General features: G+C 65.5%; 23 protein-coding genes. 11 read left to right on the top strand and 12 right to left on the bottom strand.

What is annotated here, in order from left to right; translation table 11 throughout:
- Positions 1 to 206 precede the first annotated feature (206 nt).
- Positions 207 to 350: a hypothetical protein gene (locus AC1RT8_RS00705; protein WP_493073181.1), complete on the top strand. Its 144-nt coding sequence runs from the start codon at positions 207 to 209 to the stop codon at positions 348 to 350.
- Positions 351 to 361: 11 nt separating this feature from the next.
- On the opposite strand, the gene AC1RT8_RS00700 is transcribed toward AC1RT8_RS00705, so the two are convergent.
- On the bottom strand, positions 362 to 1,756 hold the full coding sequence (locus AC1RT8_RS00700) for a pyruvate dehydrogenase complex E1 component subunit beta (protein ID WP_493073178.1): 1,395 nt from the start codon (positions 1,754 to 1,756) through the stop codon (positions 362 to 364).
- Positions 1,756 to 2,799, bottom strand: coding sequence for a pyruvate dehydrogenase (acetyl-transferring) E1 component subunit alpha (gene pdhA, locus AC1RT8_RS00695; RefSeq protein ID WP_493073176.1), 1,044 nt, complete (start codon positions 2,797 to 2,799; stop codon positions 1,756 to 1,758). Before pdhA ends, AC1RT8_RS00700 begins: the two co-directional genes overlap by 1 nt.
- Positions 2,800 to 2,970: 171 nt before the next feature.
- Between pdhA and AC1RT8_RS00690 the strand changes: the two genes are divergently transcribed.
- From AC1RT8_RS00690 to AC1RT8_RS00675, 4 genes are all read left to right on the top strand, one after another.
- On the top strand, positions 2,971 to 4,254 hold the full coding sequence (locus AC1RT8_RS00690; protein WP_493073171.1) for an MFS transporter: 1,284 nt from the start codon (positions 2,971 to 2,973) through the stop codon (positions 4,252 to 4,254).
- Positions 4,251 to 5,171, top strand: a complete 921-nt coding sequence (cysK, locus tag AC1RT8_RS00685; RefSeq protein WP_493073166.1) for a cysteine synthase A — start codon at positions 4,251 to 4,253, stop codon at positions 5,169 to 5,171. Before AC1RT8_RS00690 ends, cysK begins: the two co-directional genes overlap by 4 nt.
- Positions 5,172 to 5,240: 69 nt before the next feature.
- Positions 5,241 to 5,561, top strand: coding sequence for a hypothetical protein (locus AC1RT8_RS00680; protein WP_493073163.1), 321 nt, complete (start codon positions 5,241 to 5,243; stop codon positions 5,559 to 5,561).
- A 462-nt stretch (positions 5,562 to 6,023) separates the two neighbouring features.
- Complete coding sequence (locus tag AC1RT8_RS00675; RefSeq protein ID WP_493073160.1) at positions 6,024 to 7,382, top strand: cell wall hydrolase; 1,359 nt, start codon at positions 6,024 to 6,026, stop codon at positions 7,380 to 7,382.
- A 4-nt stretch (positions 7,383 to 7,386) separates the two neighbouring features.
- Here the strand turns inward: AC1RT8_RS00675 and AC1RT8_RS00670 are convergent, their stop codons facing one another.
- The 4 genes from AC1RT8_RS00670 to hisI are packed head-to-tail and all read right to left on the bottom strand — an operon-like array spanning position 7,387 to position 10,555.
- The gene (locus tag AC1RT8_RS00670) at positions 7,387 to 9,189 is read right to left on the bottom strand and encodes an acyl-CoA dehydrogenase C-terminal domain-containing protein (RefSeq protein WP_493073155.1); all 1,803 of its coding nucleotides are present in this window, start codon (positions 9,187 to 9,189) and stop codon (positions 7,387 to 7,389) included.
- 4 nt (positions 9,190 to 9,193) lie between these two features.
- Positions 9,194 to 9,646, bottom strand: a complete 453-nt coding sequence (locus AC1RT8_RS00665) for a MerR family transcriptional regulator (RefSeq protein WP_493073151.1) — start codon at positions 9,644 to 9,646, stop codon at positions 9,194 to 9,196.
- 37 nt (positions 9,647 to 9,683) lie between these two features.
- The gene (locus tag AC1RT8_RS00660; RefSeq protein WP_493073147.1) at positions 9,684 to 10,196 is read right to left on the bottom strand and encodes a hypothetical protein; all 513 of its coding nucleotides are present in this window, start codon (positions 10,194 to 10,196) and stop codon (positions 9,684 to 9,686) included.
- On the bottom strand, positions 10,193 to 10,555 hold the full coding sequence (gene hisI / locus AC1RT8_RS00655) for a phosphoribosyl-AMP cyclohydrolase (protein ID WP_493073143.1): 363 nt from the start codon (positions 10,553 to 10,555) through the stop codon (positions 10,193 to 10,195). Before hisI ends, AC1RT8_RS00660 begins: the two co-directional genes overlap by 4 nt.
- Before the next feature lie 129 nt (positions 10,556 to 10,684).
- On the opposite strand from hisI, the gene purF reads away from it, so the two are divergent.
- Together purF and AC1RT8_RS00645 are read left to right on the top strand one after the other, a co-directional pair.
- Positions 10,685 to 12,142, top strand: coding sequence for an amidophosphoribosyltransferase (purF, locus tag AC1RT8_RS00650; protein WP_493073138.1), 1,458 nt, complete (start codon positions 10,685 to 10,687; stop codon positions 12,140 to 12,142).
- A gap of 93 nt (positions 12,143 to 12,235) precedes the next feature.
- On the top strand, positions 12,236 to 12,946 hold the full coding sequence (locus AC1RT8_RS00645) for an SDR family NAD(P)-dependent oxidoreductase (RefSeq protein WP_493073134.1): 711 nt from the start codon (positions 12,236 to 12,238) through the stop codon (positions 12,944 to 12,946).
- 34 nt (positions 12,947 to 12,980) lie between these two features.
- Here AC1RT8_RS00645 and AC1RT8_RS00640 read toward each other — a convergent pair whose 3' ends face one another.
- The 6 genes from AC1RT8_RS00640 to AC1RT8_RS00615 form a co-directional block, all read right to left on the bottom strand.
- Positions 12,981 to 14,141, bottom strand: coding sequence for a serine hydrolase domain-containing protein (locus tag AC1RT8_RS00640; RefSeq protein WP_493073129.1), 1,161 nt, complete (start codon positions 14,139 to 14,141; stop codon positions 12,981 to 12,983).
- 2 nt (positions 14,142 to 14,143) lie between these two features.
- Entirely contained in the window at positions 14,144 to 15,415 is a 1,272-nt protein-coding gene (locus AC1RT8_RS00635) for a class I SAM-dependent methyltransferase (protein ID WP_493073125.1), read from the bottom strand.
- Positions 15,416 to 15,641: 226 nt separating this feature from the next.
- Positions 15,642 to 15,983, bottom strand: a complete 342-nt coding sequence (fdxA, locus tag AC1RT8_RS00630; protein WP_493073122.1) for a ferredoxin FdxA — start codon at positions 15,981 to 15,983, stop codon at positions 15,642 to 15,644.
- A 17-nt stretch (positions 15,984 to 16,000) separates the two neighbouring features.
- Positions 16,001 to 17,035: a 2-oxoacid:ferredoxin oxidoreductase subunit beta gene (locus tag AC1RT8_RS00625; RefSeq protein ID WP_493073118.1), complete on the bottom strand. Its 1,035-nt coding sequence runs from the start codon at positions 17,033 to 17,035 to the stop codon at positions 16,001 to 16,003.
- A 144-nt stretch (positions 17,036 to 17,179) separates the two neighbouring features.
- On the bottom strand, positions 17,180 to 19,048 hold the full coding sequence (locus AC1RT8_RS00620) for a 2-oxoacid:acceptor oxidoreductase subunit alpha (RefSeq protein WP_493073115.1): 1,869 nt from the start codon (positions 19,046 to 19,048) through the stop codon (positions 17,180 to 17,182).
- A gap of 94 nt (positions 19,049 to 19,142) precedes the next feature.
- Positions 19,143 to 20,057, bottom strand: a complete 915-nt coding sequence (locus AC1RT8_RS00615; protein WP_493073113.1) for a histone deacetylase family protein — start codon at positions 20,055 to 20,057, stop codon at positions 19,143 to 19,145.
- A 57-nt stretch (positions 20,058 to 20,114) separates the two neighbouring features.
- Here AC1RT8_RS00615 and AC1RT8_RS00610 point away from each other — a divergent pair, with 57 nt between their 5' ends.
- The 4 genes from AC1RT8_RS00610 (at position 20,115) to AC1RT8_RS00595 (ending at position 23,021) form a co-directional block, all read left to right on the top strand.
- The gene (locus AC1RT8_RS00610; protein WP_493073111.1) at positions 20,115 to 21,089 is read left to right on the top strand and encodes an alpha/beta hydrolase; all 975 of its coding nucleotides are present in this window, start codon (positions 20,115 to 20,117) and stop codon (positions 21,087 to 21,089) included.
- Positions 21,086 to 21,565, top strand: a complete 480-nt coding sequence (locus AC1RT8_RS00605; RefSeq protein WP_493073108.1) for an RNA pyrophosphohydrolase — start codon at positions 21,086 to 21,088, stop codon at positions 21,563 to 21,565. The genes AC1RT8_RS00610 and AC1RT8_RS00605 overlap by 4 nt, the downstream gene beginning before the upstream one ends.
- A 32-nt stretch (positions 21,566 to 21,597) precedes the next feature.
- Complete coding sequence (locus tag AC1RT8_RS00600) at positions 21,598 to 22,491, top strand: DUF481 domain-containing protein (RefSeq protein WP_493073104.1); 894 nt, start codon at positions 21,598 to 21,600, stop codon at positions 22,489 to 22,491.
- Between the two features lie 215 nt (positions 22,492 to 22,706).
- Positions 22,707 to 23,021: a hypothetical protein gene (locus AC1RT8_RS00595; protein WP_493073103.1), complete on the top strand. Its 315-nt coding sequence runs from the start codon at positions 22,707 to 22,709 to the stop codon at positions 23,019 to 23,021.
- The last annotated feature ends 164 nt before the right edge of the window (positions 23,022 to 23,185 follow it).

Raw genomic sequence — 23,185 nt, 5'->3', positions numbered from 1 at the left:
TGTATCGCCTCGGTTTTCGCGGTGCGATGCGCGGCAGCGCTGCGCGCATCCTTATGGAAAATTAACGCGCTGCGGCATTTTCGGCCCTCGAACCTTATGGGGCCGCCATGGCAAGGAGCGGCCGTGTTCGCCACCCCGCCCTTTTGCCGATCCGGACAGGCTTGCCAGCACACACGATCACCCGTCCCGCGCGCCGGAGAGCCCTGATGCGCACCGAACCGCTGATCACGTTCGTCATCATGCTGCTGCTTTGGGCAGGCCTGGTCGCCTATGTCCTGCACCGCTCGAAAGCCGAGCGCGGCAAAAGGACAAGGACGCGCGGCACCCGGCCCGGGCCGCCACCAAAGTGATGACCGGGGCGTCAGCCCCGGTACGTCACCTTCTTCGCCGCCGCGACGATCTTGTCGGCGTTGATCAGCGCCAGCTTCTCGAGATTGGCGGCATAGGGCAGCGGCACATCCTCGTTGGTCACGCGCAGCACCGGCGCGTCGAGGTCGTCGAACCCTTCCTCCATCGCGATCGCGACGATCTCGGAGCTGATCGAGCAGGTCGCCCAGCCCTCTTCGACCACCACCATGCGGTTGGTCTTTTTGAGGCTCTTGAGCACCGCTTCCTTGTCGAGCGGCCGCAAGGTGCGCAGGTCGATCACCTCGGCGTCCACGCCCTCGCCCGCCAGCGTCTCGGCGGCTTCGAGCGCCAGGCCAACGCCGATCGAATAGCTGACGATCGTCACGTCCTTGCCTTCGCGCATGATCCGCGCCTTGCCGATCGGCAGGACATAATCGTCGAGCGCCGGCACCTCGAACGTGCGGCCATAGAGCAGCTCGTTCTCGAGGAACACGACCGGATCCTCGCTGCGGATCGCTGCCTTGAGCAAGCCCTTGGCATCCGCCGCGTCATAGGGCGCGATCACGATCAGGCCCGGCACGCTGGCGTACCAGGGACCGTAATTCTGCGAATGCTGCGCACCCACGCGCGACGCGGCGCCGTTCGGCCCGCGGAACACGATCGGGCAGCGCATCTGGCCGCCCGACATGTAATTGGTCTTCGCGGCCGAGTTGATGATGTGGTCGATCGCCTGCATCGCGAAGTTGAAGGTCATGAACTCGACGATCGGGCGAAGACCGCCCATCGCCGCGCCCGTGCCGACGCCGGCAAAGCCATATTCGGTGATCGGCGTGTCGATCACACGCTTGTCGCCGAACTCGTCGAGCAGCCCCTGGGTGACCTTGTAGGCGCCCTGATATTGCGCGACTTCCTCGCCCATGACGAAGACTCGGTCGTCCTTGCGCATTTCCTCGGCCATCGCGTCACGCAGCGCCTCGCGCAGCGTCAGCTTGACCATCTCCGTGCCAGCCGGAATCGCCGGATCGGTCGGGCCGTCATTCCTCGCCGCTTCGTACATCTGGCGCGCACCGGTCTCGACCTGCTTCGGATCGGGCACCGCCTCGGCCTTCTGCTCCACCGGCGCCTTTTCGGCGGCCGGAGCGGGCGCGGCAGTCGAAGCCTCTTCACCCTCGGCGTTCAAGGTCGCGATGACGGTGCCGACCTTCACGTTATCCGTGCCCTCGGCGACCAGGATCTTCCCGATCGTGCCTTCGTCGACGGCTTCGAATTCCATCGTCGCCTTGTCGGTTTCGATCTCGGCCATGATGTCGCCGGACTTGACCGTGTCGCCTTCCTTGACGAGCCATTTGGCGAGCGTGCCTTCCTCCATCGTCGGGGAAAGCGCCGGCATCTTGATCTCGATCGCCATCAGTATTTCTCCACCAGCACGTCGGTGTAGAGCTCGGCTGGCTCCGGTTCAGGCGTCTGTTCGGCGAAATCGGCGGCTTCGTTCACGACCTTGCGGATCTCCTGATCGACCTTCTTGAATTCGTCTTCCTTCGCGCCGAACTCCTCGAGCAGCTTCTTCACATGCTCGATCGGATCGGACTTGTCGCGAACGGCCTGAACCTCCTCGCGGCTGCGATACTTGGCCGGGTCGGACATCGAATGGCCGCGATACCGGTATGTCTTCATCTCGAGGATGATCGGCCCCTTGCCCGCACGAACCCAGGCCAAAGCCTCTTCGGCCGCGCCGCGGCAGGCCAGCACGTCCATGCCGTCGACCTGGATGCCGGGGATGCGGAAGCTCTCGCCGCGGCGGTAGAGCTGGTCCTCGGACGAGGAGCGGTTGACGCTCGTGCCCATGGCGTACTGGTTGTTCTCGATGACGTAGATGACCGGCAGCTTCCACAGCTCGGCCATGTTGAAGCTCTCGTACACCTGGCCCTGATTCGAGGCGCCGTCGCCGAAATAGGCGAGGCATACGCCGCCATCGCCCTTGTATTTGTGGCTGAAGCCAAGCCCGGTGCCGAGCGAAACCTGCGCACCGACGATGCCGTGGCCGCCGTAGAATTTATGTTCGACGCTGAACATGTGCATCGAGCCGCCCTTGCCCTTCGAGATGCCGGCCTGGCGCCCCGTGAGCTCGGCCATCACGTCCTGCGGCGGGATCCCGCACAACAGCATATGGCCATGGTCGCGGTAGCCGGTGATCACGCTGTCCTTGTCGGTCAGCGCGGACTGCAGGCCGACCGCGACGGCTTCCTGACCGATATAGAGATGGCAGAAACCGCCGATCAGGCCGAGGCCGTAGAGCTGGCCCGCCTTCTCCTCGAAGCGGCGGATGAGCAGCATCTGCTTGTAGAAGTCGAGCAGCTCTTCCTTGGACGCCTTGTAGGGCTTGGGTTCGTCGGGACGCTCGCGATTGGGCGTCAGGGGCTCGGCTTTGCGAGCAGCAGGGGCTTTGGCCACGTGAGGGAAACCTCGTTTCCGTAGGGGAGGACGGCGAGCCTATAGGCGCGTTTCGTCCCGGACATCAATCGTCCGAGCACAACATCGATCACGCGGAGACATGAGAAGTTTCACGCCCCCAAGCAATCGGCGATTGCTCCGCCAAGGATCGGGGGCTTAAAGCCCGCCGCAATGGATTCGTCCCCCCATCCGTTCCGCATCGCCAATTTCCGCGCTTATTGGGCAGCCCGCTTTTGCATGACGCTGGCGCAGAACGGCATGATCATCGTGATCGGCTGGCAGACTTACACCATCGCCCGCGAAACCATGTCTCCGGCGGGTGCCGCGGCACAGCTCGGCCTGATCGGGCTGTTGCAGTTCGTCCCGCTCTTTGTGACGACGCCGCTCACGGGCTGGTTTGCCGACCGATTCGATCGCCGCTGGATCGCCCGCGGCACCGTCTCGCTGCAGGTGCTTTGCGCCCTCATTCTCGCCATGGCGACCTATGAAGGCTGGATGACACTGCCGGTGCTGTTTTCGGTCGCGGTGCTGCTCGGCCTCGGCCGCGCCTTTGCCGGCCCTGCCTTCTCCGCGTTGGCGCCCAACCTCGTGCCGAAGGAAGTCTTGCCGACCGCAATCGCGCTCAGTTCCATCTCCTGGCAGGTCGGCACGATCATCGGCCATGCAAGCGGCGGCTTGGCCTATTCGTTCGCCCCGTCAGCGCCCTATTTCCTCGCGACCGGGCTGTTTGGCGTGGCGCTGGTCTGCGTCTTCATGATTGGCGGCGTGCCTCGCACGATCGCCATCAGCACCGCGCATCCGCTACGCCAGATCGTCGAGGGGGTTGCCTATGTCTGGCAGAACAAAATGATCCTTGGTACCATCACGCTGGATCTGTTCGCCGTATTCCTGGCCGGCACCAGTGCGCTTCTGCCAATCTATGCACACGATATCCTGAAGGTCGGTCCGCAAGCGCTGGGCGCCCTTACCGGGGCGCCGGCAGTCGGCGCGGGCCTCGTAGCGCTGTTCTTCTCGTTCCGCCCGCTCAAGACCAACGTCGGACCGAAAATGCTCGGGTCGGTGCTCATCTATGGTTCGGCCACCGTAGTCTTCGGCCTGTCGACTTCGATGCCGCTCAGCCTGATCGCGCTTGCCATCGCCGGCGCGGCCGACATGTTCTCGGTCTATATCCGCCAGTCGCTAATCCAGCTCTACACCCCGGACGGGATGCGCGGCCGGGTCGGTGCCGCTTCGCAGCTCACCATTTCCGCTTCGAACGAACTGGGCGAGGCCGAATCCGGCTTCCTCGCTTGGGCGGTTGGCCCGGTCGGTGCAGTGCTGATTGGCGGCGGCGGGGCGATTGTCGTCACGATCCTGTGGACCTATCTATTCCCGAACATCCGCAACGCGCGGACATTCGATCCACCCGCGACGCCGCAAGACGCCGCAGATATTGAGATGGAGGCCGCACGATGAAAGCCAACACGATCCTCGAGACGATCGGCAACACCCCGCACATCCGCGTGCAGAAGCTGTTCCCTGGCGCCGAGGTATGGATCAAGTCCGAGCGGGCGAATCCCGGCGGCTCGATCAAGGACCGTATCGCGCTCAGCATGATCGAGGCGGCCGAGAAGTCCGGCGATCTCAAGCCCGGCGGCACGATCATCGAGCCGACCAGCGGCAATACCGGTGTCGGTCTGGCGATGGTCGCCGCGGTGAAGGGCTACAAGCTCGTGCTCGTCATGCCCGAGAGCATGTCGCTCGAGCGCCGCCGCCTGATGCTTGCGTATGGCGCGACCTTCGATCTGACTCCGCGCGAAAAGGGCATGAAGGGCGCGATCGAGCGAGCACTCGAACTCGTCTCGCAGACGCCGAACAGCTGGATGCCGCAGCAGTTCGAGAATCCGGCCAATATCGACGTCCATGTGCGCACGACGGCGCAGGAGATTCTGAACGACTTTCGCGATTCGCCGATCGACGTGATCATCACCGGCGTCGGCACCGGCGGCCATATCACCGGCGTCGCCGAGACGCTGAAGAAGGAATGGCCGCATTTGAAGGTCTATGCGGTCGAACCCCAGGCCTCGCCCGTCATCTCGGGCGGCCAGCCTGGGCCTCACCCGATCCAGGGCATCGGCGCCGGCTTCATTCCGGCCAACCTCCATACCCAGGCGATCGACGGCGCGATCGAGGTCGATGCGGGAGCCGCGAAGGACATGGCCCGCCGCGCCGCGCGCGAGGAAGGCATGCTGGTCGGCATCAGCTCGGGCGCGACCCTGGCCGCGATCCAGCAGAAGCTGCCCGAGCTACCCAGCGGCACGCGCGTGCTCGGATTCAACTATGATACCGGCGAGCGCTACCTCTCCGTGCCGGACTTCCTCCCCGAAAGTTAATCTCGCGCAAACCATCCGTTTCGGCTATATTTAGATGGTCGACGCGGGGGCGTTGCGAGGGGTGGGACAATGCGCAGGGCGATGATTTGCGTCAGTGTGATGCTGGCGCTGTTTCTGGTTTGGCCGATGATCTTCGGGCAGCATGGCGAGGGCGCGGCAGCGGCCGCCACCGCGACGCGGGAGGTGCCGAAACCCATTCCCGCCGTCGCCGTGGCGACGGTGATCCCGATTCCCGCCAAGGTCAGCCTGCCGGCCGCTATCGCTCCGAAGAGCTGCTACAAGCATTACCAGACGGAATTCCGGCGCTGCGCCAGGGGCGATCAGGCCTGCAGCATCAAGGCCGCCGATCGATGGGACCTGTGCGAAGCCACGGGATTCTGGCCGGAATAATGTGCCGCCGTCGCGGTGGCAGCGATTGCCTCGCGACGGTATCGGTTCCCCGACGTGCGACGCCGCCGCCGGTGTAGCCGGCGCAATCGGGGCCTGTGGCGAACGGTCCTCGATCTAGCAGACCTCAACGACGATCCGGCCGCCCGCCCGTGAAAGCGCGATGCGCGGCCGTTCGCGACCGGCGGCGCGATCACAGCTTTCAGCGTGCTCGGGCGACCATCGTCGTCCGCCAGATCGGGGCGGCATCGCACGTACCGCCGACCCGCGACTCGGACTCCACTGCTTGTCCGGCGAGCCCAGCCGTTGCTCCGGCCGGACGTGCCGCTGTCCCTCTTAGAGACTCCCGCGAACCATTTCGCATCCGAAGCGTTCTGAGGTAAAGGCCCCCTCCTTACCGTCGCCAGGAGCCGCTCTTGACCTCCCTTCCGCGCCGCTCCCTTCATCGCTGAAACTTCTTCGCCCATGCCCCAGCCCTCCGCCCCGCCGGGCAATCCCGGTTTAGGACTGAACCTCCTGCTGTTGCTGGTCGCGATCACCGCGATTGCGGCACCGGCGCTGATCGTCCGCAACGCGCCGCCGGTCGTGCCCCATCACGTCGTCAAGCGGCTGCCGCAGCGCGTCGTGCCCAAGGCGGAACTGCCCCCGGTCGAGCCGGTCGCGTTCCAGAACCTGGCCCCCGACGATGCCCGCGCCTTCAACGCGTCGGTGCCCTTCTCGACCGGCCCCAACCCGGCGGCGCGACCCTTCAAGTTCGTCGGCACCGACGAGGAGCGCGCCCGGGCGATCGACTGCCTTGCCGCCGGCGTGCTCTATGAGGCGGGCGACGATACGCTCGGCCAACGCTCGGTGGCGCAGGTCGTGATCAACCGGGCGCGCCATCCGGCCTTTCCCAAGACGATCTGCGGCGTGGTGTTCCAGGGGGCCGAGCGCGTGACCGGGTGCCAGTTCACCTTCACCTGCGACGGCGCACTGGTGCGGCATCGCTGGTCGGACGCCGCCTGGGTACGCGCGCGAGAAACCGCCACGCTCGCGCTGTCCGGTGCGGTCTACAAACCGGTCGGCTATGCGACCCATTATCATACCGACTGGGTCGTGCCCTATTGGCAATCGAGCCTCGACAAGATCGCTGCGGTCCGCACGCACCTGTTCTTCCGCTGGACCGGATGGTGGGGCACGCCGCCAGCGTTCAATCGGCACGTCTCATCCGAAGAACCCGTGATCACCCAGCTCGCGCTCTATTCGGATGCCCACAAGACCGGCGCCGCACTGGTCGATGCGTCAGCCACCATCGCCGAGGCGGCTGCGGCCGGCGCCACATTGCCGCCTGCGCTGACCACGGATGCCAACAGCTTCCTGTTGACGCTCGATCCGCGCATGCCGCCCGATGCCTATGCGCTGCTCGCCGCGCGCACTTGCGGCGACCGGCCTTATTGCAAGGTCATGGGCTGGACCAGCAAGGCCAAGACGCCGGGCGCGCTGCCGCTTCAGCCGACCCAGATCGCGGCGATGTCGTTCAGCTATCTCCGCGACAAGTCCCGCAGCTACGACAAGGCGCTGTGGAACTGCACCGAGTTCAAGCGGCCCGATTTCACCCAGTGCATGAAGTTGCAGGTGCTGGTGCCGGTCGCGCGCCAGGTCGACAGTTTCAAGCTGGAAAGCCTGGCCGGCACGACCAGGGTCATGCCGCCGCCGGTGACGACGACGATCAGGCCGGTACCGGAGCTGTCGGGCGTGCGGCGGAGGGCAGAAACCACCCCGCCGCCGGTCAAACCTGCCACGGCACCGCCGGCGCCCGCTACGCAGCCGCCAGCAGTGCACTAGCCGATCACGCCGCCACGAACATCTCGGGCGGCAGGGTCATCAGCGCTTCGGCCCCGCCCTCGATCTTGCGGCGGAGCGCACCGGCATCGGGCATGATCCGCTCGGCGAAATAGCGCGCGGTCACCAGCTTCGCGTCGAGGAACGCGGCATCGCCCTCCCCCGCCGCCTTCAGCTTCGCGGCGGCCGAGGCCATGCGCAGCCACATCAGCCCGACCGCGACGATGCCCATCAGGTGCAGATAGGGCTGAGCGCCGGCGCCGACATTGTCGGGGTTCTGCATGCCGTTCTGGAGGAACCAGACCGTCGCCTGCTGCAACTCGCCATTGGCCTTTTCCAGGCGCGCCGCGAAGTCGGCAGTGGCAGGGTCGGCCTTGCCGGCCGCCACATCCTCGCCGACAACCTTGAAGAAGGCCTGCACCGCCCGGCCGCCATTCATGGCGAGCTTGCGGCCGACCAGGTCCATCGCCTGGATGCCGTTGGTGCCCTCATAGATCATCGAGATGCGGGCATCGCGGACATATTGCTCCATGCCCCATTCGGCGATGTAGCCATGGCCGCCATAAACCTGCTGCGCGTTGGTCGCGATCTCGTACCCCTTGTCGGTACCATAGCCCTTGATGACCGGGGTCAGCAGCCCGATCAGGTCCTCGGCGAGCTGGCGCTCCTCCTCGTTCCCGGCGGCATGTTCGAGATCGACCTGGAGCGCGCCCCACAGGCACAAGGCGCGCAGGCCTTCGGTCAGCGCCTTGGCATCCATCAGCATGCGGCGGATGTCCGGATGGACGAACAGCGTGTCGGCCTTTTCCTGCGGATCCTTGGCACCCGTGAGCGAACGGCCCTGGCGGCGGTCATGCGCGTACTGGACGGCATTCTGGTAGGCGGTCTCGGCAACGCCAAGGCCCTGCAGACCGACGCCGAGGCGCGCCGCGTTCATCATGATGAACATCGCGGCGAGGCCTTTCATCTCCTCGCCGACCAGCCAGCCGGTGGCACCGTCATAGTTCATCACGCAGGTCGAATTGGCGTGGATGCCCATCTTGTGCTCGATCGAGCCGCACGTCACGGCATTGCGCTCGCCGAGCGATCCGTCGTCATTGACGAGAAATTTCGGCACCACGAACAGCGAAATGCCCTTCGAGCTTTCCGGCGCGCCCGGCGTCTTGGCCAGGACGAGATGGATGATGTTCTCGGTCAGGTCATGCTCGCCCGACGAGATGAAGATCTTCGTGCCGGTGATCGAATAGGCCCCCCCCGGCTGCGGCTCGGCGCGGGTGCGGATCAGGCCGAGATCGGTGCCGCATTGCGGCTCGGTCAGGTTCATCGTCCCGCCCCATTTGCCCGAGACCATATGGGGGACGTATTTCGCCTTCTGCTCGTCGGTGCCCTTGACCAGCAGCGCGGCGATCGCGCCATGCGTGAGGCCCGGATACATGGCAAACGCCATGTTCGAGGAGATCATATATTCCTGGAACGCGGTCGAGACGACGTGCGGCATTTCCTGCCCGCCGAACGCGGCCGGCGCGGATAGTGTGCCCCAGCCCGATTCGACGAACTTGTCATAGGCCTGCTTGAAGCCCTTGGGCGTCGTCACCGAGCCGTCCTCATGACGGGTGCAGCCTTCAAGGTCGCCCGACTGGTTCAGCGGAAACAGCACCTCCGCCACGAACCGCCCGCCCTCGTCGAGCACCGCATCGACCACATCGGGCGTCGCGTTGGCGAAGCCCGGCAGGTTCGCATAGCGATCGAGGCCGACCACATGCTCCAGGATGAAGCGCGTGTCGCGCACGGGCGGGGTATATTGCGGCATGATATCAGTCCTTCAGGCGGCCTTGCGCGCCATGGGTTTCGAGCAGGGTGATGAAATCGTTCAGTTCGTCGATCGCCGCATCGATATCCTGCTTCTGTGACGTCAGCAGCGACACGCGCTGGCGGCAGCGATCGATCGTGACCGCGCGCTGCACCTGCCGGCCATCGCCGATATCGTAGAGGTCGATCATCTCGCGGATCTCGGCGAGGCTGAAGCCTACGCGCTTGCCGCGCAGAATCCAGGCCAGCCGCGCCCGATCCCGCTGGGAGTAGATTCGGGCGGTGCCGCGCCGTTCGGGGGCGATCAGCCCTTCATCCTCGTAGAATCTGAGAGCCCGCGCCGTCACGCCGAACTCGGCCGACAGGTCGGAGATCGAGAAATGATCGCGGTCGGGATGCCGTTCGATCGCGGCATAGGCGGCGACTTGGGCAGCAATGGGGGCAGCGGCTGTCGACATGTCGGCAAATTAAGTGCCGTTTACGTGAACGTCAAGCTCATCCGCCGCTGTTGCAGAGCAGCTTGCCCTTGCCGTCGCGCAGGGTCGAGGCTTCCGAAACCGACTCGCTCAACCGGGTCACGTCGAGCGCGGCCATCGAGGCACGCTGGGCGCAAAGCTTCTGGCAGGCATTGGGCAAAGTGCCCGGAAACACGATCCGGTCCCCCTCGAATCGCGCCTCGAAGCTGCAACCCTCCACGCCGTCGAATTCGAGCTGGAGCTTCTCGCCCGCCCGCGTGATCGTGCCGGAGCCGCCGCAACTCACCTTGTCGCCATAGTCGACGAACACGCCGACACGGTACGCGGTGGCGCTCGGCACAATGCAAACCCGGTCGGTGTCGCGCGCATAAAGGCCGGTGATATCGGTGTTGTTGGGGTCGGGAATCACCCCAGCCTCGATCGCGGCGGCCTCGAGTCCCGTCGCGGCGGTCGCATTGGCGGCCGGCTTCGGCTCATCCCTCCCGCAACCGGCGACGAGCAACAACAGCGCCAGCGCCGACCCGCGCTTCATTCGGCCGTCGCGAGTCGGTCGCCGTCGATCCGGCGATAGAAGCAGCTGCGCTCGCCGGTATGGCAGGCCGGGCCCGCGGCATCGACGATCAGCCACACCGCGTCCTGGTCGCAATCGATCCTGATATCCGCGACTCGCAGCACATGGCCCGAGGATTCGCCCTTTTTCCAGAGCCGCCCGCGGCTGCGCGACCAGAAATGCGCCTCCTTCGTCTCCACCGTGGCGGCGAGCGCCTCGGCATTCATATGGGCGAGCATCAGCACCTCGCCTGTGGTGCGATCAGTCGCCACGGCGGTGATCAGTCCGGCGGCATCGTATTTCGGGTCGAGCACAAGGCCGGTATCGCGGGAATCAGGCATGCACGACGCTTAGCGCGACCCACGCAAAACCGCCAATGCGACGGTTGGCGATCAATCCATGTGACAAAAGCGCGACAAAGCCGAAAGCCGCCCCTATATGGCGGGCGACGCTACCCCCCGAAGGGCGCCATGCTTACAACGAATCCATTTGATGACGACAAGCTGCGCGAAGAGTGCGGCATTTTTGGCGTATCCGGCAGCGAGGGCGCAGCCGCCCTCGTGGCGCTCGGACTCCATGCGCTGCAGCACCGCGGCCAGGAGGCGGCTGGCATCACCAGCTTCGACGGCGCCGAATTCCACACCCACCGTGCGATGGGCCATGTCGCCGGCAATTTCGACCGCGACGACATCATTGGCGCGCTGCGCGGCACAGTCGCCTGCGGCCATGTCCGTTACTCGACAACCGGCGAGACGGCACTGCGCAACGTGCAGCCACTCTATGCCGACCTCGCCTCGGGCGGTTTCGCGATCGCGCATAACGGCAATATTTCCAACGCGATGCGCCTGCGCCGCGACCTCGTTCAGCGCGGCTCGATCTTCCAGTCGACCTCGGATACCGAGACGATCATCCATCTCGTCGCGACCTCGAGCTACCGGACCTTCGTCGACAAGTTCATCGATGCGCTGAAGCGGGTCGAGGGCGCCTATTCGCTGATCGTGATGACCCCGGAGGGCATGATCGCCTGCCGCGATCCGCTCGGCATCCGCCCGCTGGTGATGGGCACGCTCGACGGCGCCGTGATCTTTGCCTCTGAGACCGTGGCGCTCGACGTGGTCGGCGCCGAATATGTCCGCTCGATCGAGCCTGGCGAACTGGTCATCGTGCGCGGTACCGAGATCAGCTCGCACCGCCCCTTCGCGCCGGTCTCCCCGCGCCCGTGCATCTTCGAATATGTCTATTTCTCGCGCCCCGATTCGATCTCGGACGACCGCAGCGTCTATACCGTGCGCAAGGCGATCGGTGCGCAGCTCGCGATCGAGAGCCCGGTCGATGCCGACCTGATCATCCCGGTGCCCGATTCGGGCACGCCCGCGGCACTGGGCTATGCCCAGCAGTCCGGCATCCCGTTCGAGCTCGGCATCATCCGCTCGCATTATGTCGGCCGCACCTTCATCCAGCCGGGCGACAAGGTCCGCCATCTCGGCGTGAAGCTGAAGCACAATGCCAATCGCGCGCTGATCAAGGGCCAGCGCATCGTGCTGATCGACGATTCGATCGTGCGCGGCACGACCAGCCTCAAGATCGTGCAGATGATGCGCGAGGCCGGCGCGGCGGAGGTGCATATGCGCATCGCCAGCCCGCCGACCCGGCACAGCTGCTTCTACGGCGTCGACACGCCGGAGCGGGCCAAGCTGCTCGCGGCGACCAAGAACATCGAAGAGATGAACACCTATATCCAGGCCGACAGCCTGGCGTTCGTCTCGATCGACGGCCTGTACAAGGCACTTGGCGAACCCTGCCGCGCCGATATCCGTCCGAGCCACTGCGACGCGTGCTTCACCGGGGATTACCCGACGACCTTGACCGACCAGGACGAAGTCGCCTCGGTCGACCAGTTCGCCCTCCTCGCGGAGCGCGTGATCTAGCAAAACCCGTCATGCCGGACTTGTTCCGGCATCCACCGTGGTGCAAGCGCCGCCGCGTCCGTGTGTGCGGACCGGTGACGAAGAGAGACGAGCATGACCGACAAGCCCCTCGCCAACCAGATCGCCCTCGTGACCGGCGCCAGCCGCGGCATCGGCGCCGCGACCGCCAAGGCCCTGGCGGCGGCCGGCGCGCATGTCGTCATCACCGCGCGCACCGCCAAGGACCTCGAGCAGGTCGAGACGGAGATCTTCGACGCCGGCGGCAGCGCGACCATCGCCCCGCTCGACCTGACCGAGACCGACAGCATCGCCCGCCTCGGTGCCGCGATCGGCGAACGCTGGCCGCAGCTCGACATCATGGTGATGAACGCCGCGACCCTGGGCAGCCTCGCCGCCGTCCCCGCGATCGACCCCAAGGAACTGGCGACCGTCCTGACCCTCAATGTCAGCGCTCAGGCCGCGCTGATCACCGCGTTCGACCCGATGCTGCGCAAGTCGAAGCGTGCCCGGGTGATCGGCATCACCTCGAGCGTCGGCCGCACCCCGCGCGCCTATTGGGGCCTGTACGGTGCCTCCAAGGCAGCGTTCGAGACGCTGGTCGGCGCGTACGGCGACGAGATGGAGCATATCAGCAGCATCCGCGTCGCCATCGTCGACCCGGGCGCGACCCGGACCAAGATGCGCGAGCGCGCCTATCCGGGTGAGGATCCTGCCTCGGTGAAGGCCCCGGAAGTCGTGGCCGATCGCCTCGTCGCGCTGATCGCCGGCGATTTCGATAACGGCCATTTCGAACGGATCGACTGACCTTCTCCCCTCCCGCTTGCGGGAGGGGACATGCTCACTTCGCCGCCGCCATCAGCTTCTCGAAAAACGCCAGTCGCGCCAGGGTCAGCGACCGCTCGCTCGCCTTGGGCGCGGCGCTGACCATCGCGATCACCAGCTTCTTCGACGGATCGATCGTGATCATCTGCCCGAAAATCCCCTGCGCGCCGTAGCGCCCCTCGGGATAGGTCCACCATTGATAGCCATAACCATAGCCGCCCGGCGCCACTTCCGCATGCGCCCTGGTCGCCTCGGCGAACCAGCCCGGCGCCACCACACCCTTGCCGCCCTCCAGCGCGAACTGCCCGAAACGCGCATAATCGCGCAGCGACACCGACAGGCAGCAGCCGCTGACCTCGGCGCCGGTCTGGTCCTTCATCCAGAACCCGTCGCGCTCCAGGCCGGCGGGCTTCCAGATCTTCTCCTCGGCATAGGCGGCGAGCGTCTTGCCCGTCGCCCGGCGCACCAGCACGCCGATCAGGTTGGTCTCGCCGGTCTTGTAAACCCATTTCGTGCCCGGCGCCGTCTCGCGCGGCAGCTTGCGCATGAAGAACACGGTGGGGTCGACGCCAGCCGGCACCGGCTCAAGGAACATCCGCGCCACGTCGGATTTGGGATCGGTATAGTCCTCGTTCCATTTGACGCCCGACGTCATCGTCAGGAGCTGAGCGACGGTCACCCCGTCATAGCCGCTTCCCGCCAGATCGGGGATGTAGCGGGTCACCGGATCGTCGAGCGACGTGATGAAGCCGTCCTTGATCGCCGCGCCGACCAGGGTCGAGGTGAAGGATTTGGCGACCGAGAAGCTGGTCCAGCGCCCCTCCGCGGAGAACCCCCGCGCATAGCGTTCCAGCCGCACCTTGCCGTCCTGCAGGACGATCAGGCCCGCGACGTTCATCGAGGTCATGAACGCATCCACATCCGCCGCCGCCATGGGCAGCGGCTTGCCCGCCGGCAGTGCGCGAAGCTTGGCCGGATCCGCCTTGATGACGTTGCCCGGAAAGACCTTCTCCATCGCCGGGAAGTTCGAATCCCGCTGCGCCTGCGACCAGAACAGCACCTCCGCCCCGACCTGACGCTGGGTCGCCTCGGCCGCAGGCTGGGCCTGGCCGAAGCCCTGCATCGGAATCATCGCGACGCCCGCCAGCGCGAGCGCGCCGAACAACTGCCGTTTCATTCTCATCCCCTCTTGATCAGCGTGACCTGGGCGACATGGATCCCGCCGCCTCTGAACCCGCCCTCGCAATACATCAGATAATATCGCCACAGATCGACGAAATGGCGATCGAATTCCGCGGGCAGACGACCCGCCGCCACCGCCACGTCGAACGCCGCACGCCAGCGCTTCAGCGTCTCCGCATAGTGAGGCCCGAAATTGCGCTGGTCATGCCACGCCAGCCCCTCAGCCTCGGCGATCGCGCGGAAACGGCTTTCCGACAGCAGCATGCCACCGGGGAAGACGAAACGCTGGATGAAATCGACGTTGCTCGCATAGGCGTGGAAGATCGCATCATCGATCGCGATATACTGGATCGCGGCGCGCCCGCCCGGCTTCAGCGCCCGCGCGATCGCCTGCAGATAGGCCGGCCAAAATTCCTCGCCGACTGCCTCGACCATCTCGATGCTGGCAACTGCGTCATAGTGTCCCGTCACGTCGCGGTAATCGGTCAGCGAGACGGTGACGCCGTCCAACCTCGCCGCCGCCATGCGCGCCTCGACCGCGCGTTTCTGCTCGGCGGACAGGGTGATGCCATGCACCTTCACCCCTGCCCCCGCCGCAATCTCGGCGAAAGAGCCCCAGCCGCACCCGATCTCCAGGATGGTGTCGCCGGGCTTGGTCGCGGTGCGATCGAGGACGGCGCGAAGCTTCGTCGCCTGCGCGTCTTCGAGCGATTGCGCCGCCGAGATCGGCTCATCGAACAGCGCGCTCGAATAAGTCATGCCCGGGTCGAGCCACAGGCCGTAGAAGTCGTTGCCCAGATCGTAATGGAACTCGATGTTCCGCCGCGCCCCGCTGCGATGGTTGCGGCGCAGCGCGTGCCACAGCCGCCGCACCGCCCGCATCGGCCCGCGCGACCGCCCCGCCTCGCCGAGCGGGCGGCGGTTGCGCATGAACAGGTCGAACAGCGGCACCGGATCGGGGCTGCGCCATTCGCCGAGCGACCAGGCGACATACCAGCCGGCCGATCCGCCCATCGCCAGCCGGATCAGCGCCCGCCAACTCGCGATCTCGACGATGGCGACCGGCCCGTCGGCGCGCCCGCCGAGAATGCGATCGGTCCCGTCGGGCAGCGAGGCCTCGATCGATCCGGCCTCGAGGCCCTGGTCGATCCGATCGAGCAGGCGGTGGAAGACGCTCGCAAAGGGGGCCAGCAGCCGGTCGACCCGACCGGTCGCCGGTCTCCCGCGCGCCCCGAAGCGACGGCCTCTGTTCGGCGCTGATGCGTTCATCACGCGGCTCATGCACCCGGAGAGGGTGCGGGAAAAGCGATTCGTCATCGCGCATTTTTTGCGGCCGTCAGCGCACACTTCCACGCATAGGCGCGTTCACGACGTATCGGCGCTCGGTGCGCTGATCGAAGCCCTGCCTGACCTTTCGACGCAGGACATCAGCGATGCTATCTCAGGACTGTCACCTAAACCACTAATATTGGAGTAAGAAACCTGACGGCAGCGACTAGTCGCCCTTCCCGGGCTCGGCCGAGAAATACGCCTCGAACTTGCCCGCCACGCCGTTGAACGCCTCGGCGTCATCCGGCATCTGGTTGAGCTTGCGCGACACCACCGGCCATAGCCCCGCATAGGTCTTGTTCAGCTCGATCCAGGCCGTCGCACCGCTTTCGATATCCGGCAGGATGGCATCGGCCGGGCATTCCGGCAGGCAGAGATTGCAATCGATGCACTCGTTCGGATCGATCACGAGCATATTCTCGCCCTCGCGGAACGCCTCCACGGGACAGACCTGGACGCAATCCATGAATTTGCACCGGATGCACGCATCCGTGACGACGAACGTCATTGCCGGCCTCCGCCCGCCTACATCGTGTGCGGCTGCTTCTCGACCTGCCAGGTCTGGCCCTGCGAGAGGAGTTTCTGCAGATTCGGCGTCTTGCCGCTGCTGGCCTGAGCGTTCTGCGCCACGACCGCGCTCTCGAAGGTCGGGGCCGGATCGTCATAGATGACGCCCAGCGCCATCGGGAACGCCCCGAACGGCATTTCGACCAGCATATGCGCGACCGCGCGGTTGGTCTGGTCGTGCACGATGACATGCGCCGCCGCCCAGTCGCCATCCACCACATCGACCACCTTCAGCACCAGCTTCTCGGGATCGAGCGTCAAACCCTTGGTACCGCCAGCGAACAGCAGGGGCTTGCCCTGCTCGACCCAGAGCTGGCTGCCGGCCGCATTGGCCTTCTCGGTGAAGGGCGCAAACACATCGTCATTATAGACGATGCAGTTCTGGAAGATCTCGACAAAGCCCGTGCCCTTATGGGCATAGGCCGCCTTGAGCACCGCCGGCAGGTTCTTGTTCACGTCGATCGCCCGCGCGACGAAGCGCGCGCCCGATCCGAGCACGAACGCGCACGGCGTCAGCGGCCGGTCGAGCGAGCCGAACGGGGTCGAGGGGCTGCGCGTGCCGACATGGCTGGTCGGCGAATATTGCCCCTTGGTCAGGCCGTAAATCTCGTTGTTGAACAGCAGCACCTGGCAATCGAGGTTGCGGCGGATCAGGTGCATGGTGTGGTTGCCGCCGATCGACAGCGCATCGCCGTCGCCGGTGATGATCCACACGTCGAGATCGGGATTGGCCAGCTTCACCCCCGTCGCCACCGCCGGCGCACGGCCATGGATGGTGTGGAAGCCGTACGTCTCCATATAATAAGGGAAGCGCGACGAGCAGCCGATGCCGCTGACGAACACGGTGTTCTCGGGCCGCGCGCCGATCTCCGGCATGGTGCGCTGCACCGCCTTGAGGATCGCGTAGTCGCCGCACCCCGGGCACCAGCGCACCTCCTGGTCGGTCTCCCAGTCCTTCGGGCTGGTCTTCGCAATTGGCGTCATATCATTCATCGGTCTTCTTCCGTTCTTCCCCTCTCCCATCGGGAGAGGGAGGGGCCCAAGCCGGAGGCTTGGGAGGGTGAGGGTGATCCGGCGCCATTCGCCCTCACCCTTCCGCCGCTTCGCGGCTCCTTCCCTCTCCCGCTGGGAGAGGGATTATTTCAACGCCTCCTCGATCGCCGCTTCGATCTCGGCGATCATGAAGGGCTGGCCCGAAATCTTGTTGAGCGGCTTGGCGTCGACCAGGAACTGGTCGCGCAGCACGGTCTTGAGCTGGCCGGTGTTCATCTCGGGTACGAGGATCTTCCCGTAACTCTTGAGAAGTGCGCCGAGATTGCCCGGCATCGGCCAGATGTGGCGGATATGAATATGGCTGACGTCGAGCCCCCTGGCGCGCGCGCGGCGCACCGCCTGATGGATCGGGCCATAGGTCGACCCCCAACCGACGATCGCCAACTTACCGCTCTCCGTGCCCAGCTCGACATTCTGGTCGGGCACGTCGATACCGAGCACCTTGTTCTGGCGCATCTCGGTCATCGCCTGATGGTTGGCGGCGCCATAGTCGATATTGCCGGTGCCGAGCTGCTTCTCGATCCCGCCGATGCGGTGGAGCAGGCCGGGCGTACCCGGCTTCACCCAGGGGCGCGCCAGCTTCTCGTCACGCGCATAAGGCAGGAAGCCAGTCTCGGGCGCTTCCTCGAGATAGGTGACCGGGAACGGCGTATAATCGTCCATATTGGGCACGAGCCAGGGCTCGGCGGCATTGGCGATATAGCCGTCGGTCAGCAGCATCACCGGGGTCATATACTGGACGGCGATGCGCACCGCCTCGATCGCGCAATCGAACGCGTCGGCGGGCGAGCGCGCCGCGATCACCGGCATCGGTGCGTCGCCGTTACGGCCATAGACAGCCTGGTAGAGGTCCGACTGCTCGGTCTTGGTCGGCAGGCCCGTCGAAGGGCCGCCGCGCTGCGAATTGACGATGACCAGAGGCAGCTCGGTCATGATCGCCAGACCCATCGCCTCGCCCTTGAGCGCAATGCCCGGCCCCGACGATGAGGTGACGCCGAGTTGCCCCGCGTACGAGGCGCCGATCGCGCTGGCGATCGCGGCGATCTCGTCCTCCGCCTGGAAGGTCGTGATGCCGAACTCCTTCAGCCGCGACAGATGGTGCAGGATCGCGGAGGCCGGGGTGATCGGATAGCCGCCGAAGAACATCTTCACGCCGGCCAGCTGCGCACCCGCGACCAGGCCGAGCGAGATCGATTCGGCACCCGTCACGGTGCGGTACAGGCCCGGCTCGGCCGGGGCGGCCGCGACATGATGCTGCTTCATCGGCCCGGCCAGCTCGGCCGTCTCGCCATAGGCGTGGCCCGCGTTCAGCGCGGCGATATTGGCCTCGGCCAGGGTCGGTGCCTTGGCGAACTTGTTCTTGAGCCAGTCGATCAGCGGCTGGCGGTCACGATCGAACATCCAGAGCGCGAGCCCCAGCGTCCACATGTTCTTGCAGCGCAGCGCCTCCTTGTTGCCGAGGCCGAAGGGCTTCACCGCATCGAGCGTCAGCTGCGAGATGTTGAACGCCAGCACCTGCCATTTGGCCAGGCTGCCGTCGTGCAGCGGATTGACCTCATATTTCGCCTTGGCGAGGTTGCGCTCGCCGAACTCGCCCTCGTCGGCGATGATCAGCCCGCCGGGCTTGAGCGCATCGACATTGGTCTTGAGCGCCGCCGGGTTCATCGCGACCAGCACGTCGGGCGCGTCGCCCGCCGTATCGATCGCGGTCGAGCCGAAATTGATCTGGAAGGCGGAGACGCCGAACAAGGTGCCCTGAGGCGCCCGGATCTCCGCGGGGAAATCGGGGAAGGTCGCAAGGTCGTTGCCCGCGAGCGCGGTCGACAAAGTGAACTGCCCGCCGGTGAGCTGCATGCCGTCGCCGGAATCTCCGGCGAAGCGCACAACGATCGATTCTGCGGGGGGATGTGCCGATGCCTCGGCGGGCGTCAATTCGTGAACGGCGGATGCCATCAATATGTGTCCTGCGGATTTATCCGACGCCCTCTATGCCCGGAGCGTTGACTGGCCAACCTAGTTTGATCGGGGGCACCTGCAAATGGTTCTTTTAAGCTAGTGCCCCGTCCCGGGCCGGCACGAGCACCGATGCAAGCGTCAGGATCGCCGCGACATGCCGCCGGGCGACCGCGGCGACGTCCTCGCCATAGCCCCCGCCGACCGTGCTCGCGAGCGGGATGCCGCACCGCTTCGCCAATCCCGCGACAAGCTGGTCGCGCGCGATCAGCCCTTCCCGGGTAAGCGCCAGGCGTCCGAGTCGATCGCCGCCGAACGGATCCACCCCGGCCTGGTACAGGATCAATCCGGGCCGCTGTTCGCCGATCAGCGGCGCAAGACTCGATTCGAGCGCCTCCAGATACGCCGCATCGCCGGTGCCGTCGGGTAGCCCCACATCGAGCGTCGAGCGTGCCTTGCGTACCGGAAAATTGCGCTCGGCATGGATCGAATAGGTCGCGATGCCCGGCCTCCCCGCGGTCAGCGCCGCGGTGCCGTCGCCCTGATGGACATCGCCATCGACGATCAGCACCCGCGCCACCGCTCCCTCCTCCACCAGCCGCACCGCCGCAATGGCGAGGTCGTTGAGCACGCAATAACCCGCCCCAGTTGTCGCCAGCGCATGGTGGCTGCCGCCCGCGCTGTTCGCTGCAAAGCCGCGATCGAGCGCGATCCGTGCCGCCAGCCAGGTGCCGCCCGCCACCATCTGCGATCTGAGCGCCACGGCCTCGGTCACCGGAAACCCGATCCGCCGCTCCTTGTCGCGCGGCACGCGGGCGCTCAGCACTTCCTCGACATAATCCGGATCGTGTACTGCCTCGATCCAGCGGCGCGGCATCGGCTCGGGCTCGATCCACTCGATCGCATCGCCCTCGGCCTGGAGCAGGTCGCGGATCGCCGCGTTCTTCGTCAGCCGACCCACCTGCCGGCCGGCGACGAGATAGGCGGGGTGATGGACGACCGGGATCATCGCCTTTAGGTAGTCCGCCGATACCCGCATCGCCAATGCGGGATGTGGGAGAACACCGTGACCGAAGTCTTCGTCCGCCCGGATGTCCGCGGATTTCTCGCCTATCTCAACAATCTCCCCGGGCCGAAGATGCATGAACTGGAGGCGCCGGCCGCCCGCGCGGTCTATGCCGCAATGAAGGACGTCGCCGACCTGCCTGTCGGCGATCTCGCCACCATCACCGACCTTTCGATTCCGGGGCCGGCCGGCGCCATCCCGGCGCGGCTGTTCGATGCCAGGGCGAGCCGCGAGCCCGGGCCGGTCATGCTTTTCTTTCACGGCGGCGGCTTCGTCATCGGCAATATCGAGACTCATGCCAGCTTCTGCGCCGAAATCGCCCGGGTGCTCGATATCCCCGTGGTCTCGGTCGACTATCGCCTCGCCCCCGAACATCGCTGGCCCGCCGCACCCGACGATTGCGAGGCGGCGGCGCGCTGGGTGGCGGGAAACCCGGCCGGGCTCGACCGCAAGGTCACCAGCCTGGTCGTCTGCGGCGACAGCGCGGGCGGCAACCTGGCGATCGTCACCGCCATGGCGCTGCGCGACGCGCCGGCCGCCGTGCCGGTCATCGCGCAATTCCCCATCTATCCGGCCACCGACGCCTCGAAGGAATATCCTTCCTACGGCATTTTCGCGGAGGGCTTCCTCCTGACCCGCGAGAGCCTGGACTGGTTCGAGGCGGCCTATGGTGCCGAGGCCGACCATATCCGCACCTCGCCGCTGATCGGCGACCTCGCCGGCATGCCGCCCGCGGTGGTGATCACCGCCAGCCTCGACCCGATCGGAGACCAGGGCCGCGCCTATGCCGGCGGCCTTGCCGTGGCGGGCGTGCCGGTCATCTTCCGCGAGGCGAAGGGCAATATCCATGGCTTCGTCACCTTGCGAAAGGCGATCCCCTCGTCCGTCGGCGATGTCGCCGGTGCGCTGGCGGCCCTGAAGACGGTGATCGCCGAAGCCGAAGGCGATCGCGTGATGGCACAGGCGGCAGGATGATCGACCCGACCACCCTTCCCTATCGCCCCTGTGCCGGCGTCATGCTGATCAACCGCGACGGGCAGGTGTTCGTCGGCCAGCGCATCGATTCGACGGTCGAGGCCTGGCAGATGCCGCAAGGCGGGATCGACGATGGCGAGGATGCCGAGACCGCCGCGATCCGCGAACTGGGCGAGGAGACCGGCGTCCAGCCCGACAAGGTCGCGCTGGTTGCGGTCGCCCCAGACGAACTCTTCTACGACCTCCCACCGGACCTGATCGGCAAGGTCTGGAAGGGAAAATGGCGCGGCCAGCGCCAGCGCTGGTTCCTCTACCGCTTCCTCGGCGAGGACAGCGATGTCGACATCGCCACGCAACACCAGGAATTCCGTGCCTGGCGCTGGGTCGATCCGGCCGAGCTGCCCGCCATCATCGTGCCGTTCAAAAAGACGCTCTACGAGGACGTTCTGGCCGCTTTTGCCGAGCATCTGGGTTGATCGCGGGCTGATCCACAGGCTATCCGGCTTGTATGCAGCTTCGCCTCGCCCTGCTCGCAGCGCCCCTGTTGCTCGCCAACACGGATCCGGCGCCCATCCCTCCGGCCATGAAGGCGATGCTCGATGCGGCGATGGCCTCGGGCAATGAAGGCGAGGTCGCGACCGTCGCCAAATATGCGCGCGCCGCAGCACCCGATGCCGCGCCCGCCATCACCGCCGCGATCGACGCATGGCGCAAGGATCGGGCGGCCAGGCGCGAAGAGACGCTGCGCAACGCCGGTATGTTCGACCTGTGGCATGGACGCGCCGAGCTTGGCGGTTATCTGACCACCGGCAACACGCACGACACCGGCCTGAGCGGTGCGATCGACCTGTCGCGCGAGACGCTGCGCTGGCGCCACAAGATCCATCTCGCCGCCGACTACAAGAAGAGCGCCGGCGTGGTCAGCCGCGAACATTATGTCGCCGGCTATGAACCCAATTTCAAATTCTCTCCGCGCGGCTATGTCTATGGCGCCGCGCAATATGAGAGCGACCGGTTCCTCGGTTATACCGACCGCTATTCGGCCTCGCTCGGCGCCGGCTACAGCGCGATCAAGCAGCCCGGCGTCACGCTCGATCTGGAACTCGGCCCAGCCTATCGCGACACGTCGTTCACTGACCGGAACCGGGAAAGCAGCGTCGCGGCACGCGGGTCGCTCGATTTCGACTGGAAGCTGAGCCGGACGATCTCGGTCAGCCAGGACGCTTCGGCCTATGTCCAGCATTACAACAGCACGGTCAGCAGCACGACCGCGCTCAACGCGAAGCTGATCGGCCCGCTCGCCGCACGTTTCTCCTACGTCGTGCAATATGAAAGCATGCCGCCTATGGGCCGCGTCGGTACCGACACGACCAGCCGCGCGTCGCTGGCGTACAGCTTCTAGCGGTCTTGCCCACTACCGATCCTTGGCAATGAAGCGGATAAAGCAGACCAATGACCAAGACTTGGTGAGCTCCCGCCGCAGACTTCTCAAGCGTTTAGCGATTTTTCGCTCCATTTGGGTTGTAAATGCGCTGGTTCTGATGTCGCGACGCATGAACCATTGGAGTGCACCTGTCCGTGCGTGTTGCGTCTCCCTAACTCAAGCAGGAGGTTCGTATGTCCATTCGCATTCTGGTTTCAATTGTTCTCCTCGCTAGCCCGCTTCCAGCGTACGCCCAGGAGGTGACGCTTGCGCAACTTCAAGCTGTAGATGGCAAAGTCGATAAATTACGCGCCGATGTAAAAACTTATGTAGATTATCAGACCCGTGCGCGAGCCCCACTTCTTATTCCCCTGCCAAAAGAAGCAAACAACGGCGCCGCTGGATTGAAAGTATGTCAGCAAGTCGGTTTTAACGCATCATACGGCTATCTGATTCCAACACTACCCGGGCAAGCACCACAGGGCTATTTAGTCTGTTACATGCGCTAGTTTTGAATCGCTTCAACAACGGAATTCAGGTCGTCATCGCGACCACAAACCGAGGGGCGGGGTGCTGGCTCCGCCCCTAGGCACTTCACCGAACATTCAGGCACATACGTCTGCGACGTAACGGTAGAACGGCTGCGCGATTCAAACCTGGCTTCCATTATGTC

The sequence above is a fragment of the Sphingomonas sp. GW821-FHT10F11 genome (genome assembly GCF_058809095.1).
This window is presented reverse-complemented; position numbering and strand designations above follow the sequence as displayed.